Annotated in this window: 13 protein-coding genes; all 13 read right to left on the reverse strand. The window is 62.0% G+C overall.

Annotated features, from left to right (window positions below; genetic code table 11):
- Positions 1-2: 2 nt before the first annotated feature.
- The 13 genes from lpxA to dnaE all read right to left on the reverse strand — a co-directional run bounded on the left by lpxA (position 3) and on the right by dnaE (position 16,524).
- Positions 3-800, reverse strand: coding sequence for an acyl-ACP--UDP-N-acetylglucosamine O-acyltransferase (gene lpxA / locus ACTIFE_RS08130; RefSeq protein ID WP_439528662.1), 798 nt, complete (start codon positions 798-800; stop codon positions 3-5).
- 69 nt (positions 801-869) lie between these two features.
- On the reverse strand, positions 870-1,334 hold the full coding sequence (fabZ, locus tag ACTIFE_RS08135; protein WP_439528663.1) for a 3-hydroxyacyl-ACP dehydratase FabZ: 465 nt from the start codon (positions 1,332-1,334) through the stop codon (positions 870-872).
- Positions 1,335-1,398: 64 nt separating this feature from the next.
- The gene (lpxD, locus tag ACTIFE_RS08140) at positions 1,399-2,442 is read right to left on the reverse strand and encodes a UDP-3-O-(3-hydroxymyristoyl)glucosamine N-acyltransferase (RefSeq protein ID WP_439528664.1); all 1,044 of its coding nucleotides are present in this window, start codon (positions 2,440-2,442) and stop codon (positions 1,399-1,401) included.
- 92 nt (positions 2,443-2,534) lie between these two features.
- Complete coding sequence (gene bamA / locus ACTIFE_RS08145) at positions 2,535-4,907, reverse strand: outer membrane protein assembly factor BamA (RefSeq protein WP_439528665.1); 2,373 nt, start codon at positions 4,905-4,907, stop codon at positions 2,535-2,537.
- A 158-nt stretch (positions 4,908-5,065) separates the two neighbouring features.
- A complete protein-coding gene (rseP, locus tag ACTIFE_RS08150; RefSeq protein ID WP_439528666.1) occupies positions 5,066-6,202 on the reverse strand; it encodes an RIP metalloprotease RseP in 1,137 nt (378 codons plus the stop codon).
- A gap of 172 nt (positions 6,203-6,374) precedes the next feature.
- A complete protein-coding gene (locus tag ACTIFE_RS08155; RefSeq protein WP_439528667.1) occupies positions 6,375-7,625 on the reverse strand; it encodes a 1-deoxy-D-xylulose-5-phosphate reductoisomerase in 1,251 nt (416 codons plus the stop codon).
- An 18-nt stretch (positions 7,626-7,643) separates the two neighbouring features.
- Positions 7,644-8,504, reverse strand: a complete 861-nt coding sequence (locus tag ACTIFE_RS08160; RefSeq protein ID WP_439528668.1) for a phosphatidate cytidylyltransferase — start codon at positions 8,502-8,504, stop codon at positions 7,644-7,646.
- Complete coding sequence (locus tag ACTIFE_RS08165) at positions 8,504-9,283, reverse strand: isoprenyl transferase (RefSeq protein WP_439528669.1); 780 nt, start codon at positions 9,281-9,283, stop codon at positions 8,504-8,506. The genes ACTIFE_RS08160 and ACTIFE_RS08165 overlap by 1 nt, the downstream gene beginning before the upstream one ends.
- A 31-nt stretch (positions 9,284-9,314) precedes the next feature.
- Entirely contained in the window at positions 9,315-9,878 is a 564-nt protein-coding gene (frr, locus tag ACTIFE_RS08170; RefSeq protein ID WP_439528670.1) for a ribosome recycling factor, read from the reverse strand.
- A gap of 182 nt (positions 9,879-10,060) precedes the next feature.
- On the reverse strand, positions 10,061-10,783 hold the full coding sequence (gene pyrH / locus ACTIFE_RS08175; RefSeq protein ID WP_439528671.1) for a UMP kinase: 723 nt from the start codon (positions 10,781-10,783) through the stop codon (positions 10,061-10,063).
- A gap of 87 nt (positions 10,784-10,870) precedes the next feature.
- Positions 10,871-11,794: a translation elongation factor Ts gene (gene tsf, locus ACTIFE_RS08180; RefSeq protein WP_439528672.1), complete on the reverse strand. Its 924-nt coding sequence runs from the start codon at positions 11,792-11,794 to the stop codon at positions 10,871-10,873.
- Positions 11,795-12,099: 305 nt separating this feature from the next.
- Positions 12,100-12,873 (reverse strand): 30S ribosomal protein S2, encoded by a 774-nt coding sequence (rpsB, locus tag ACTIFE_RS08185; RefSeq protein ID WP_439528673.1) that lies wholly within the window; start codon positions 12,871-12,873, stop codon positions 12,100-12,102.
- A gap of 207 nt (positions 12,874-13,080) precedes the next feature.
- Complete coding sequence (gene dnaE / locus ACTIFE_RS08190; RefSeq protein ID WP_439528674.1) at positions 13,081-16,524, reverse strand: DNA polymerase III subunit alpha; 3,444 nt, start codon at positions 16,522-16,524, stop codon at positions 13,081-13,083.
- Positions 16,525-16,545 lie beyond the last annotated feature (21 nt).

A 16,545-nucleotide genomic window follows, 5' to 3' on the forward strand; every position in this document is an offset into this window, starting at 1 on the left:
GATCAGTCGCCCTGCGGGCCACGTGGGGTACAGAACCGCCGTTCACCCTCGACCAGGATGAAGTCCAGCACCTGCCGGACCAAGGGCTCCTCGCCGACGGTTGAAGCAAGTTTCTGTGCCCGGTCACGCAAGGTGCCTTCCTCGCTCTCGAACAGGTCGCGGTAGGCAGAGCGCAGGGCATGGATCTGTTCGCGCGGGAAGTTGCGCCGCTTCAGACCGACGAGATTGAGGCCGCCGAGACGGGCACGGTTGCCGGTCACCATGCCGAAGGGAATGAGGTCGTTCTCAAGGCCGGCAAGGCCGCCAATGAAAGCATGATCGCCAATGCGGGTGAACTGGATGACGGCAGACCCGCCGCCGAAGATGACGTGGTCACCGACAGTGACATGACCGGCAATCATGACGTTGTTCGACAACACGACGTTGCTGCCAATGTGACTGTCGTGGCCAACGTGGGAATTGGCCAGGAAAGCGCATCGGTCGCCAACGGTCGTGGAATGTCCACCTGCCGCCGTCCCGGGGTTCATCGTCACCCCTTCCCGGATCAGACAGTCAGATCCGATGCGCAAGGTTGCAGGCTCACCGCGATACTTGAGATCCTGAGGCTGATGGCCGAGCGATGCGAAGGGAAAAACGACCGTGCGTGCGCCAATGGTCGTATCACCGGCCACCACCACATGCGATTTCAGCTCTACACCGTCGCCGATCTTCCCGTCCTTGCCGATGTGACAGAACGGGCCGATGCGGACACCGTCGCCAAGAACGGCGCCGTCCTCGATCACTGCGCTTGGATGGATCACAGTCTGAACTCCTCGGCACTTACGCGATACCGTTGATGCATTGCTTCAGGAGGGCATGGGCCCGCCCCGTCAGGCATCCACCAGCATGGCGCTGATCTCTGCTTCTGCCACCTTGGACCCGTCCACCATCGCAACGGCCTCAAACCGCCAGATGTTGGAGCGGTTGCGGATCTTCTTCACATGAAAATGGACCTGGTCGCCCGGACCTACCGGCTTGCGGAACTTCGCCTTATCGATGGTCATGAAATAGACCAGCTGCGGCGTGTGGTCACTGCCCAGCGAATGCACGCACAAGGCACCGGCGGTCTGCGCCATCGCCTCGATCAGGAGCACGCCCGGCATGACCGGCCGTGTGGGAAAGTGGCCCTGGAAATGCGGCTCGTTGATCGTGACGTTCTTGATGCCGATGCAGGATTCATCGCCCTTCATTTCGATGATCTTGTCGATCATCAGGAATGGATAGCGATGCGGCAACAGCTCCATCACCTTCATGATATCGGCGGATGCCAGGGTCGTGGTGTCTTGATTTTCCATGTGCTCTGCCCCCGTCAAGGGAAAATGTGCCTTCTTTGCTCTTTAACTGAGCAGCGGCGTCGTGTCAGGTCCCTGAACCGCGTTCGGCCAGTTTTTTCAAAGCTGTCAGCTCGCGGAACCATTGTTTTACAGGCTTTGCCGGCGTACCGCCGTAGCGGCCGCCGGCCGGAACGCTGTCATTGACAACGCTGACGGCGGCAATCTGCGCGCCCATTCCGATCTCGACGTGGCCGGCGACGCCGGACTGGCCGCCAATGGCGACATAATCCGCGAGAGTAGAGGAGCCAGACAGGCCAACCTGCGAGACGATGATGCAATGTCGCCCGATGTTGACGTTGTGTCCGACCTGAACCTGATTGTCGATCCGGGTGCCCTCGCCCACCACCGTGTCACGGTTGGCACCGCGGTCGATGGTCGTGTTGGCTCCGATCTCGACGTCGTCCTGGATGATGACACGGCCGATCTGCGGCACCTTGAGATGCCCCTCCAGCCCCATGGCATAGCCAAAGCCATCCTGGCCAATGGCGACGCCCGGATGCAGGATGACGCGATTGCCAAGCAAGGCATGCTGCACAACCGCATTGGCGCCGATGTGGCAATTCCGGCCGATGCGCACATTCTGCCCGATCACAGCATTCGGACCAATCTGAGTGCCGCTGCCGATCTCGGCGCCTGCCCCGATCACCGCTCCAGGTTCTATGGTCACGTCTTCCTCTAGCCGAGCCTCGGGATGGACCGTCGCGCGAGGCGAGATCCCCGCCTTATCGTCAAAGGCTGGCAGGGGCACCATGGCTTGCGGATAGAGCCGTGCCAGAACCTTGGCCCAGGCGCGGTAAGGATCCTTTGAGACCAGCAGAGCGACGCCTTCCGGCACTTTTCCGGTGTGTTTGGGCGCGACAATGCAGGCTGTTGCACGGGTGGCAGCCAATTGCTCCAGGTAGCGCGTGTTGTCAAAGAACACCAGGGCCCCTTCTCGGGCGTCCTCAAGCGGCGCGACACAGGTAATCGTCAAATCCGCGGCACCACGCTGCAGCTCTGCGCCACACACTACGGCCAAATCGGCAAGACGCAGCACCGGCATCGGCGCGAAGAACACAGGATCTGCCATTCGACGGCTCCTTACAACCGGCGCGACCGGCTTTCAAAAAGCAAACGGCCGCCGAGGCAAGCGGCGGCCGTAGCTCAAACATGTGTACGACCTTAGAAGCGGGTACCGCCGGACAGACGGAACAACTGGGTCTGATCGCCCTTCTGCTTCATGAGCGGCCAGGCGAAGTCCATGCGCAGCGGACCGAACGGCGACACCCAACGGACGCCGAAGCCGGCAGAGGCACGCAGATCGAAGCCGTTCGAGTTGACGCCATTGGTACCGACTGCCTGGATCAGCTTGGAATCTGCATCCCACAGCGAACCGGCGTCGGCAAAGACCGCACCGCTCAGGCCGAACTCTTCCGGAATGACCGGGAACGGGAAGGTCGCTTCCAGCGTACCGGCGACATAGAAACGCCCGCCGATTGCATCACCCGTCTTGCGGTCACGCGGACCGATACCACCGTTCTCGAAGCCGCGAACCATGTCGCCGCCCATCATGAACTGGTCGGAGATGCGCAGACGCTTGCTGCCCAGGGCCTGGATGTGACCGCCACGCAGGGTGATGTTGCCGACGATCCCGGCGTCCGGATAGATTTCCTTGTAGATGCGTCCTTCCGCAGTCGTGCGGATGAACTGGGCATCACCGCCGATACCAGCGAATTCCTGCTGGAACTTGCCGTAAAGGCCATCAGACGGGTTCTGGTTATTATCCAGTGTGTTGTAGATCAGCGCATAGCCGGCCAGCGAGGTCAGGTAGGTGCCGAGCGAGTCGCAGACTGCCGGAGACAGATCCGGGTTCTTCGAACAGTTCGACAGGCCTGTTGCCAGCTTCTTCGGATCGGTGATCTTGGTCTCATAGATGTTGTAGAACAGCTTGAGCGCAAGTTCATCTTCCCGAAGCGGCAGCGTGAAGCCGAAGCCACCACCAGTCACGTCTTCCTTGTAGCTGCGGTAGTCGTTCTTGTCCGAAACGCGGCGATAAGCGTCAAGGTCAAGCGCGATCCGGCGACCGAGGAAGAACGGCTCACGGAACTGGAACTCATAATTCTGAGACGACTTGCCACCGCCGACACCGACGCGCACATACTGGCCACGGCCGAGGAAGTTCTTCTCGCTGATCGACACATCACCGATGATGCCGTCAGAGGTCGAGTAGCCGATACCGAAGGAAACTTCACCGGTTGCCTGCTCTTCAACATCCACGTTGATGATGACGCGATCCGGAGAGCTGCCACGCTCGGACGTAATGCGGACTTCCTTGAAGAAACCGGTGTTGCGCAGCCGGCGCTCGGCCTTGTCGAGAAGGACGCGGTTGAACGCATCGCCTTCGGCAAGATCAAACTCGCGGCGGATCACATATTCACGGGTGCGGTCGTTACCGCGGATGTTGATCCGCTCGACATAGGCACGCGGACCTTCCTCGATGTTGTAAACGAGGTCGATCGTCTTGGTTTCATAATTACGAAGGGCGCGCGGGCGCACTTCCGCAAAGGCATAACCGTCTTCCGACACCTTCAGGGTGATGTCTTCCAGCGTCTGCTCGACACGGCGCGAGTTATATGTGTCACCCGACCGGGTGCGCACGTTCCCCTTCAGCGCTTCCGGATCGATCGAGGACAGCGAGCTCTGGATCTCGACGTTGCCGATTTCGTATTTCTCACCTTCCTCAACGGTGAAGGTAACAAAGAAGACGTTCTGCTCACGATCCAGATCGGCGCTGGTGGCGACGATACGGAAATCGGCATAGCCGTTCTGGTAATAAAACTGGCGCAGCAGTTCCTGGTCAGCAGCAAGACGATCCGGATCATAGGTATCCGTGCTGCGCAGCCAGCTCAGCAGCCCGCTTTCACGGGTGCGAATGACCTCACGCAAACGGCGGTCGCTGAAATTGCCGTTGCCGATGAAGGTGATGCGCTCAACACCGGTCTTTTCGCCTTCGGAAATCTCGAACACGAGATCGACGCGGTTGTTGCCGCGATCAATGATCTTCGGCTCCACGGACGCACGATAGCGACCGGTGCGGCGATAGGCTTCCAGGATGTTCTGGACGTCGGACTGAACCTTCGAGCGCGTCAGCATGGAGCGCTCGGTGGTCCGCACGGCCGTCTTGAGCTGATCGTCGGAAACGCGGCGGTTGCCCTCGAAGGAAACACGGCCAATGACCGGATTCTCTTTCACGGTGACGACAAGTGTGCCGCCCTCGGAACTGATGCGGACATCCTCGAACAGACCCGTCGCAAAGAGCGCCTTGAGGGATTCATCCACATCAGCTGCGGAATAGGACCGTCCACGCTGAATAGTCAGGTAACTGACTACCGTCTCGCCCTCGATGCGCGTATTGCCACGCACAACGATATTGCCGGCGACCGCGGCTTCAGCGCTCGTGACAGAAAGACCGAACGGGTCAGGAATGATCCCGCCAGCCACAAAGAGCGGTGCCGACAAAATAACGGCACGAGAAATTTTCCGCAGTCGCTGCATATCCGAGCTATGCCTTTTTCAATTGAGACCGGATTAGGGCCTTCGTCAGATTCTCAGCATCCGGCATGGTTTTTACATCCTTTTGCCGAATACGCAACCGCAAGCCTCACCCGAAACGGATTTCATTTGAAGGCGTTGCGGCCATGTCACGCCTGCGGTTACCCGCCGGCGAGACGCGATACATCATTCCATGTGGCAAACACCATCAGCATCAGAACCAGGGCGATACCGATCCGGAAACCGACATCCTGAACCCGTTCGCTCAAGGGTTTGCCACGCACGGCTTCCACCGCGTAGTAGACCAGATGGCCGCCATCCAACATGGGGACGGGCATCAGGTTGAGTAGGCCGATGGACACCGACAGGACCGCAGCGAGTTGCAGGAGGGGAATAATCCCCAGTCCTGCCACCTGGCCGGATACCTGCGCCACCCGGATCGGACCCCCGAGCTGATCGGCGGATTCGCGGCCCGTCACCACCTTGGACAGATAGTCGAGCGTGCGGGCAGCGATGAACCAGGTCTCGCGCGCGCCTTCTGCCACGGCCTCCAGCGGTCCGTACTGGATCCGGGTCAGGTCTTCCTGCGCCGGAGAACGGGTAACCCCAAGAAGACCAACTTTCTGAGTGCCGCCAAAGCCGTCGGAGATTTCCTTGTACTGGGGGGTCACGACTACGCGCACCACCTCCCCCTTGCGGTCGACATCCAGCGTCAGCGCGACATCGGCACTCGCGGAGACGATACGCTGCAGATCGGTAAACGTCGTGATCTGGCGCCCATCAACGGAAAGGACCAGATCGCCTGGCTGCAGGCCAGCCTGTTCGGCGGCGCTGCCCGGGTGGATCTCCTGAAGCAGCGGGGACGTGACCACCTTGCCATAGACACCGAACACGAAGGCGAAGATCACGATGGAAAGCAGGAAATTAGCAATGGGCCCAGCGGCAACGACTGCTGCCCGCTGCCAGACCGGCTTGGACGGAAAGGTCCCTGCCCGCTCGGCGTCGGTCATGCCGGCAAGCCCCGTCCGATCCGGCATGCTGGCCGCATTCTCGTCGCCGGCAAATTTCACATAACCACCGAGGGGAATCAGGCTGAGTTTCCAGCGCGTGCCGTGGCGGTCGTTGAAACCTGCCAGTTCGCGGCCGAAGCCAACCGAAAAAGCATCCACCCGCACCCCGCACCAGCGGGCAACGAGAAAATGGCCAAGCTCATGGAAAAACACGACAATCGTCAGGACAAACAAAAACGCGGCGAGCATCGTCACCGACTGGGTCAGATAACCTGAAACAAGGTCCATACGCTTATCCTACGCCAAGGGAGGCGGACCGCAGAGGCCTCCCCGTTACCAGAACCCTAAAGCTCAAATCGTAATTGTAGTTTAACATAGCGACACAGGTTCGCGCTGGCCAGCCCGGAACATGCGGCCTGAAAGATGCACGCGGGATAAAGGCGGATCAATAGCTGGGGTATCAGGCGGCCCGGCGCTCAATCGCCTTCATGGCCTGGCGCCGAGCAGCCCCATCCAGTTCCAGAACCGCCTCGACCGAAGCCGGGGCCGTCAATGCGCCGGCACCGGACAAGGCTTCCAGGACGTCGGCAACCACTGCGGCAATGTCCAGAAAGCCGATGCGCCCGGCCAGGAAGGCGGCAACGGCCTCCTCATCGGCTGCATTAAGCGCGGCAGGTGCCCCACCACCGCTGCGCATGGCAGCCAATGCCAGGCCAAGAGCTGGAAACCGTGTCAGGTCCGGCGCCTCGAAAGTCAGGGTTGCAAGTCGGGCGAGATCCAGCCGCGCAACAGGCAGGTCCAGCCGGTGTGGCCAGGCCAGGCAATGGGCGATGGGCGTGCGCATGTCGGGACTGCCCATTTGCGCCAGCAGCGAGCCATCCTTGTATTGCACCATGCCGTGGATCACGGATTGGGGATGCACAAGGACATCCAGCTGATCATGGGACAGCGGGAACAGGTGCGATGCCTCGATGACTTCCAGCCCCTTGTTCATGAGTGTGGCGCTGTCAATCGTGATGCGGCTGCCCATGTCCCAGTTGGGGTGGCGCAGAGCCTCGGCCGGGGTAACCTTGCGCATGTCCTCAAGCGACGTGGTGCGGAACGGCCCGCCGGATGCCGTCAGCACGATTTTCTCGACCTCGGCAAGGTTGCGGCTTTCCAGCACCTGGAAAATCGCATTGTGCTCGCTGTCCATCGGCAGCACGGCGACCTGCTGTCGCCGGGCTTCGGCCATGAACAGGTCACCGGCACAGACGAGGCATTCCTTGTTGGCAAGGGCGATGGTGCGTCCTGCTTGCAGGGCGGCAAAGGTGGGTGCAAGACCCGCCGCGCCGACAATGCCGGCAACTACGATATCGGCTGGATAGAGCGCTGCCTCGGCAACGGCGGAGGGCCCTGCCCCGCTCGCAATCCCGCTTCCCGAAAGCGCTTCAGCCAGGCGGCCACCGCCTTGCGGATCGGCGATGGCCGCAAAACTGACGTTGAACTCGCGCGCCAATGCTGCGAGGTCATCGGCACGCCGGCCAGCGACCAGGGCGACCACCTCGTAGCGGTCCGGATGATGGCGTACAATATCGAGTGTGCTCTTGCCGATCGAGCCGGTGGCGCCCAGCACCACCAGGCGGACGCGATGTGTGGATCGGGACGGGCGCGGTGCCGGATCGGCCTCAAGGCCGGGGGCCGCGGAAACGAAGCGGTTGCTGGGGGTCACGACAGTCCCTTGTTTGGGTCAGCCAAGGCCAAGGCCGGCGACCGGTTCATGCAGGGTGCCGCCGAGCAACAGACCCAATAGCGCCGCTGCAACCGCTGCTGCGACAAGGCCGTCGACCCGGTCCATCATGCCGCCATGGCCTGGGATGAGCGACCCTGAATCCTTGACGCCAAAGCGGCGCTTGACGGCGGACTCCGCAAGATCTCCGACCTGAGACACCACCGACAATACGACGGCGAGGCCAAACCAGACCAGCAGGCCCTCGCGGCCATAAAAGGCAGCTGCCCCAATCCCCGCCAGCGCCCCGGCAACCAGTCCACCGATGGCGCCGGACCAGGTTTTCTTCGGCGAAATGCGAGACCACAGCTTCGGCCCGCCAAAACGGCGGCCGACGAAATAAGCGGCAATGTCGGTCACCCAGACCGTCGCAATGAGAAAGAAGCTGAAGGCCTCGCCGATCTCGCCGCGACGAACGACCAACAATGCGCCGACAGACAGGGTCGCATAGAGAAGGCCTTCTGCAGTCCAGCGGCCGGGCCGCCCGCCGCCTGCTGCCGCATAAAGCGCGGCTGTCGCGCCGGCAAGGCCTGCCAATGCGACCAGTTCAAAGGACAGGTGTACGAGGATAGTGAAGGCGAGAACCGAAGCATAGCCGAGGTACGGCACCAGACCGGTTTTGGGCGCGCCGATGATCAGCAGCCATTCGCGCAGGATCACCAGTCCGCCAAACGCAATCAGGACCGTGTAGGGTTCTTCTCCCCACCAGACGACGGCCAGAACGAGTGGCCCGAGCACCAGGGCCGAAAGGACACGGGCGCGCAAGTCCGACGCCGGACGCCGAGGTGTTCCGTCTCTGGAACCCGTGTCTGCCTCGCCCATCAGCCCCCTCCTGCCGACACCGCACCAAACCGCCGCTCGCGCGCGGCAAACGCATCGAGAGCCGCGTCAAAGGCCGCCGCATCGAAATCCGGCCATAGCACCGGCGAGAACACGAATTCCGCATAGGCGGCCTGCCAGAGCAGGAAGTTCGACAGGCGCTGTTCACCACTGGTGCGGATGATGAGGTCTGGATCGGGAATGTCCGACGTGTCAAGCCGGGACGCGATATCCTGCTCGGTCAGGCCAGCCGGATCGAGTTGCCCTGCAGCCACCGCCGCAGCCAGCTGACGGGCAGCCCTGAGGATCTCGTCCCGCCCCCCGTAATTGAAAGCCACGACGAGTGTCATGCCCGTGTTGGCGCGTGTGAGAGCCTCCGCCTCCTCAAGCAGGCCACAAATCCCCGGCTCAAGGCCCGTACGAGCGCCTATGACACGCACTCGGATATTAGCCTGGTGCAGTTCCGACAGGTCACGTTGCACAAAGCGGCGCAACAGGCCCATCAGAAAGCTCACCTCGGTCGGTGGCCTGCTCCAGTTCTCGGAGGAGAAACTGTAGACTGTGACAAAGTCGATGCCGCGCTGCCCGGCATGCCGAATGGCACCGCGCAAAGCGTCGAGCCCCTGGCGATGCCCCTCCGTCCGCGGCAAGCCACGCGCATTGGCCCAACGACCGTTGCCATCCATGATGATGGCAACATGTCGCGGAACGCCATTGTGCCTGGCGGCCTCCCGAGGGATCTGACCGGACTTCAGCGAACCGGTGTCAGGACTGGTTGTCATTCACACCCTCGGCGCCGCGCGGGATCAGGTCTCAGACCTGGGAAATTTCCTGCTGCTTCTTGTCCAGCATGCTGTCAACTTCCGCAATTCGGCCGTCCGTCAACTTCTGGACGTCGTCCGATGCGACGCGGGCATCATCCTGGCTGATCTTGCTGTCTTTTTCGAGCTTCTTGATCAGATCCATGCCGTCGCGGCGAACGTGGCGGATCGAAACCTTGGCGGCTTCGGCATATTTATGCGCGACCTTGATCAGTTCCTGGCGGCGCTCTGCGTTCAGTTCCGGGATCGGCAGGCGCAACAGCTGGCCATCGATCACCGGGTTGAGGCCAAGGCTTGATTCGCGGATTGCCTTCTCGACGGCGCTGACCATGCTCTTGTCCCAGACCTGGATCGCGACCATACGCGGCTCGGGAACCGAAACGGTACCAACCTGAGCGATTGGCATGGTCTGGCCATAGGCGGTCACGACAATCGCATCAAGCATGCTGGAAGATGCGCGGCCGGTGCGCAGACCCGACAATTCGGTTTTCAGTACGCCGAGTGCGCCCTGCATCCGACGCTCAAGATCTCCAAGATCGACACCTTCTACCGGCATTTTGATCCTCGCAATTCATGTTTGTAGGGGCCCGGACGGGCCGGGGCGCAACGATGGCACAGTCTTGCCCAAAGACAAGAATTACCGAACCATTGCAATGATAATCACACCCAGTCCCCATGCCTTTGCTCCCGCTCCCGTCGCAGGACGGACGAACGCTGCATAAGCCTGTCAGAGATTTTTCAGGCTGCGCTGACCACAGTATACCGCCCACGCTGCAGAAGCACATCCACAAGCGACCCGGGCGTGTGGATGGAAAAGACAACGACGGGGATCCTGTTGTCCCGGGCAAGCGCGATGGCTGTCGTATCCATGACCTTGAGGTTGCGGTTGATCACATCCTCATAAGTCAGCTCGGTGTAGCGCTCGGCATCCGGGTTGATCTTCGGATCCTCGGAGTAGATGCCGTCGACCTGCGTGCCTTTCAGGAAGGCATCGCACTTCATCTCGGCCGCACGCAGCGCCGCTCCCGAATCGGTGGTGAAGAAGGGGTTGCCCGTGCCGCCGGCGAACACGATGACGTCACCGTCTTCCATGTAGCGTTCGGCGCCGCGCTGGGTGAACGTCTCGCAAATCGAGGGCACCGGTACCGCAGAGAGCACGCGAGCCGGAACCTCCTGGCGACGCAGGGCATCGGCGAGGGTCAGGCTGTTCATGACGGTCGCCAGCATCCCCATGTGGTCGCCGGTGACCCGGTTGCCCCCCTTTGCGGCGACGGCGACGCCGCGGAAGATGTTGCCGCCGCCCACCACCAGGCCGACCTGGGCGCCAAGCTTGACCGCATTGGCCACTTCCACCGCAATGCGCTCAACGACCGAGGGATCGATGCCGAAAGGCTGGCTGCCCATCAGGGCTTCACCGGAGAGTTTCAGCAGGACCCTGCGCCAGCGCAACGTGGTGGTCATCGGCACACCTTCTTTTGAGTTTATGGAATGACGGAAATCAAACAGCAGTCAGAAAAAAGGCGCCGGGGTCGCCGGCGCCTTTGGCATTCAGTGGCCGGCGGCCGCGGCCACTTCGGCCGCGAAGTCCGTTTCTTCCTTCTCGATGCCTTCACCGAGAGCGAAACGGACGAAGCCGGTCAGCTTCACGGGGGTGCCGAGATCCTTGGCCAGGGCCTCGACCGCCTGCTCCACGGTCTTGTCCGGATCGATGACAAACGCCTGCTTCACGAGGGTGACTTCCTCGTAGAACTTGCGGATGCGGCCTTCCACCATCTTTTCGATGATGTTGTCCGGCTTGCCGGATTCGCGGGCCTGCTCGATGAACACGTTGCGCTCACGCTCGACAACGGCCGGATCCAGCTGGTCGACGTTCAGAGACAGCGGGCTGGTTGCGGCGATGTGCATGGCAATCTGGCGGCCGAGACCGTTCAGCTTGTCCTTGTCACCGGCAGATTCAAGCGCGACGAGCACGCCGATCTTGCCCAGACCCTCGGTCACGGCGCTGTGGATATAGGTTGCAACGACGCCTTCCGATACGGCCAGAACGGCAGCACGGCGCAGGGTCATGTTTTCACCGATGGTGGCAATGTTGTCCTTGATGACGGCATCAACGGACTTGTCGGCACCCGGATAGGTGGCGGCGGAAATCGCCTCGACATCCGAACCGGTTTCAATCGCAACGCTGACAACGTCGCGGACGAGCTTCTGGAAACCATCGTTGCGCGCTACGAAGTCCGTCTCGGAGTTCAGCTCGATCACTGCGGCCTTGACACCCTGGGAGGCAACGCCAACCAGACCTTCAGCTGCGACGCGGCCGGCCTTCTTGGCAGCCTTTGCCAGGCCCTTGGTGCGAAGCCAGTCGATTGCCGCTTCCATGTCGCCGCCCGTCTCGTTCAGGGCAGTCTTGCAGTCCATCATGCCCGCGCCGGTCTTCTCGCGGAGCTCTTTTACCATCGCTGCGGAAATGCTCATCGAACGCCTCGTGGATCGGGGGTTACAATTGTTGCCCGGTTTAGCGCATGCGCCACCGCGGCTTTATGACGATATGTATGGTTTATTCACACATATCGGGCCCTCGCTGATGCTGTCTGACAAGCAGACAATCTGAGGGCCGGGCGAATTCTACGGACAGCCGCGGAACGGGCCAGATGACCCAGCGATCCCGGACTTGCCGAGGGACCTGCTCCCGTTAGACAGGAACAGGGCAGAAAACCGAACGACCGTCGGCCATTCGAAACAGGCGGCGCGGCGGTGATCCACCGCGCCTGCCCTTGAACTCAGGCCTCGGCCTGCTCGTCGTCAGCCAGGACCGGCTCGACCGGAGCGGCTTCCGAAGCGCCGACGTCCATGCCCATGTTGCCCTGGGCACGCGAAATGCCGTCGATGGCAGCGCGGGCGATCAGGTCGCAGTAGAGCTGAAGCGCGCGGCCGGCGTCGTCGTTGCCCGGGACCGGATAGGTGATGCCTTCCGGCGAGCAGTTGGAATCAAGGATGGCTGCAACCGGGATGCCCAGACGACGGGCTTCCTGGATGGCAATAGCCTCGCGGTTCGTGTCGATCACGAAGATCAGATCCGGCAGGCCGCCCATGTCCTTGATGCCGCCCAGGTTCCGCTCGAGCTTCTCGCGCTCGCGGTCCATGAACAGCTTTTCCTTCTTGGTCAGACCCGAGGTGTCCGTCGACAGGACTTCTTCGAGCTTGCGCAGACGCTGGATCGAACCGGAGATGGTCTTCCAGTTGGTCAGCATGCCGCCGAGCCAGCGGGCGTTGACGAAATACTGCGCGGAGTTGCGCGCGCATTCAGCAACAGCTTCCTGGGCCTGGCGCTTGGTGCCGACGAGCAGCACGCGGCCGCCATTGGCGACGGTGTCGCTGACGACCTTCAGGGCCTGGTGCAGCAGCGGAACGGTCTGCGCGAGGTCGATGATGTGGATGTCGTTGCGAACGCCGAAAATGTACGGCGCCATGCGCGGGTTCCAGCGGTGCTTCTGGTGACCGAAGTGAACGCCTGCTTCCAGCAGCTGACGCATGGTGAAATCGGGCAAAGCCATGGCCCTAAACTCCTGATTTTTCCGGTTATGACCTCCACGGGGAGTGCAGCGGCGGCGTCAAGCCGCAACGGACACCGGACGGAACCGGGCATGCCGGATCCTTCCCCGTGTGTGGAATGGGCGCCTTATAGGCGTCGAATTCTCGAAACACAAGCCCTTAGGCCACTTCAGACACAAGACAACAGATCCCCGCCGAGGCGGCGGCTATCACGCCATCTGGACGTCCGTGACGCCCGGAACCGCTTTCAAGGCACCGGCGATTTCCGGGGACAGGCGGTATTTGCCGGGCAACCTTACCTCGACCTCGCGCTTGCCCTCGTCCAGCAGCAGAACGACATTCACCTCGCCCTCCCCCTTGGTCGACAGATGGCGGGCAAGGCTTTTCATCGGACGTGCATCGCGCAGGAACACCCGAAGGCTCTTCTGCACGCGCGCGGCCATGGTCTCGATCGGATCGACCTGCTCGATTCGCACCGAGGGCTCGTCGTCCCGCATGTCGGCGCTGACGAGGACCACCATCGACTTGCCCACCTCTAGCACATCGCGGAACTGGGCCAGCTTTTCGGAGAACAGCAGTGCCTCGAACTGGCCGGTGGCATCCGAGAAGCGGACAATGCCCATGCGGTTGCCGGACTTGGTCTTGCGCTCCTGCTTGGAGACGACCGTGCCGGCCAGCCGACCGGCGGATGCGCCGCGTTTGACGGCTTCGGAAAACTGCGCCCAGGGCTGCACCCGCATCCGTTCGAGCAGGGGTTGGTATTCATCGAGCGGATGGGAGGACAGGTAAAAGCCGATGGCCTGATGCTCCCGCTGCAGGCGCTCGGCGGGCAGCCAGCCCGAGACCTCGGCCAGTTGCAACTCGTCCCCTGCCCCGCCCCCGCCGCCGAACATGTCGTTCTGGCCGAGCGTGGTATTGGCCTCGGTGCGCTGCGCCTGGCCGATGATCCGGTCGAGCCCCTCAAAGACACGGGCGCGATTCGGCTCCAGGCAGTCAAAGGCGCCGGCATTGACGAGGCTTTCCAGGACGCGCTTGTTCAGGAACTTCGGTGAAATGCGCGAGGCAAAATCGCCAAGGCTCTTGAAGGGCCTGTCGCCGCGCACATCGACGAGATGCTGGATCGCCTGTTCGCCCGCCCCCTTGATTGCCCCCATCGCATAGACAATGCGGCCGTTGTCGACGTCGAAGGGCACCATGGAGCGGTTGATCGAGGGCGCAAGAACCTCGACGCCCATGCGCCGGGCCTCCTGGCGGAAGTCGCCCAGCTTGTCTGTGTTGCCCAGATCGAGCGTCATAGACGCGGCCAGGAACTCCACCGGATGGTTCGCCTTGAGCCAGGCCGTATGGTAGGAGACCAGCGCATAGGCGGCAGCGTGCGACTTGTTGAAGCCGTAGTTGGCGAATTTTGCCACAAGGTCGAAGATCGTACCGGCCTGGTCCTTGTCGACGCCGCGCTCGACGGCACCGTCAACGAAGCGGGCGCGTTGCACCTCCATCTCGGCCGCGATCTTCTTGCCCATGGCGCGGCGCAGGAGGTCAGCTTCGCCCAGCGAGTAACCAGACAGCACCTGCGCGATCTGCATCACCTGCTCCTGGTAGACGATGATGCCATTCGTCTCGGTCAGGATGGGTTCCAGCAGCGGATGCAGGTAATCAGGCTCCTGTTCGCCATGCTTGACGGCATTATAGACCGGAATGTTTTCCATCGGGCCCGGACGATACAAGGCCACGAGCGCAATGATGTCCTCGAACCGGTCCGGCTTCATGCCGGCGATGGCCCGGCGCATGCCCTGGCTTTCCAGCTGGAACACGCCGACGGTCTCGCCGGCCGCCAGCAGACGATACGTTCGTGGATCATCGAGCGGCACGGTTGCCATGTCGACGTGAATGCCCTTTCGGGCGATCAGCTTCACAGCCGTGTCGATGACGGTGAGGGTCTTGAGGCCGAGGAAGTCGAACTTCACCAGTCCGGCTTCCTCCACCATCTTCATGTTGAACTGCGCCACCGGCATGTCGGAACGCGGATCGCGGTAGAGCGGAACCAGTTGCTCCAACGGCCTATCGCCAATGACCACACCGGCGGCGTGGGTCGAAGCATGGCGGTAAAGACCTTCAAGCTTCTGCGCCATGGCCAGCAAGCGTTCGACGCTTTCTTCGTCGCGCGCGGCCTCACGCAGGCGTGGTTCCTCCGCGATGGCCTGGGCGAGCGTGACCGGATTGGCGGGATTGGCCGGGACCAGCTTGCACAGACGGTCGACCTGGCCATAGGGCATCTGCAACACGCGTCCGACGTCACGCAAAACGGCGCGGGCCTGCAGCGATCCAAAGGTGATGATCTGCGCCACCTGGCTGCGGCCATATTTCTCCTGGACGTAGCGAATGACTTCTTCACGCCGGTTCTGGCAGAAGTCGATGTCGAAATCCGGCATCGACACGCGCTCCGGATTGAGGAAGCGTTCGAACAGCAGCGAGAACCGCATCGGATCAAGGTCAGTGATCGTCAGCGCCCAGGCAACCACGGAGCCGGCGCCCGAACCACGGCCCGGCCCGACAGGAATGTCATGTGCCTTGGCCCATTTGATGAAGTCGGCCACGATCAGGAAGTAGCCTGGGAACTTCATCCGCTCGATGACCGACAATTCGAAATCGAGGCGATCCCAGTAGTCCTGCTCGCCGAGGTCCGGGGCAAGTCCATGAGCGGCCAAACGCATGGCCAGACCATCGCGCGCCTGGCGTCTCAGTTCGTCGGCTTCTGCCCTCTCAGCCTGTTCGGGATCGGCATCGGCACCGGCAAAACGCGGCAGGATCGGATCGCGTTTCAGCGGCCGATAGTGGCAGCGCCGAGCGATCTCGAGCGTGGCGTCGCAAGCCTCCGGCAGGTCAGAAAACAGCGCCTGCATCTCGGCTCGGGACTTGAAATAGTGCTCCGGCGTCAGCTTGCGCCGGTCATCATCTATGAGTACCCGGCCTTCCGAAATCGCGATGAGAGCATCATGGGCCTCGTAGTCGTCGCGCTTGGGAAAGAAGGGTTCGTTGGTGGCGACAATGGGCAGGCCCTTGTCATAGGCCAGATCAAGAAAACCCGGCTCGGTCTTGCGCTCCGCGGCCATGCCGTGACGCTGCAGTTCCACATAGCAACGCCCGTCGAAGGCTGCAGCCAGGCGGTCGAGGCGGATGGCGGCAAGCCTGCGGTTGCCGGTCAAAAGCGCCTTGCCGACTGGCCCCTGCGTACCGCCGGTCAGAAGGATCAGGCCCTCAGCGCGCGCTTCCAGCAGAGCCAGCGGCACATGCGGGCTCTGGCCCGTTGGCGTATCGAGGAACGCCCGGCTCGTCAGTTCCATGAGGTTCATGTAGCCTTGCTCGCTCATGGCGAGCACAACCACGTCACTCAAGGCGGGTTCACCGCGGCGGTCATCGCCGGCCTCGTCGTCAAAGGCTACGGCGAGCTGGCAACCGATGATCGGCTGGATGCCGGAGCCCCAGGCCTTGCCGGCAAACTCCTGCGCCCCGAACAGGTTGCCGGTGTCCGTGATCGCCAGCGCGGGCTGACCGTCCGCCTTGGCAAGGTCGAGCAGCTTCTTGATCGGCAGCGCGCCTTCCAGCAAGGACAGGGCGGAGTGAACACGAAGGTGGACGAAGCCGATCTCGGACATGACAACGGGTCCCGGTAAGAG

This window comes from Pannonibacter sp., from assembly GCF_051860505.1.
Lineage (GTDB): Bacteria > Pseudomonadota > Alphaproteobacteria > Rhizobiales > Stappiaceae > Pannonibacter.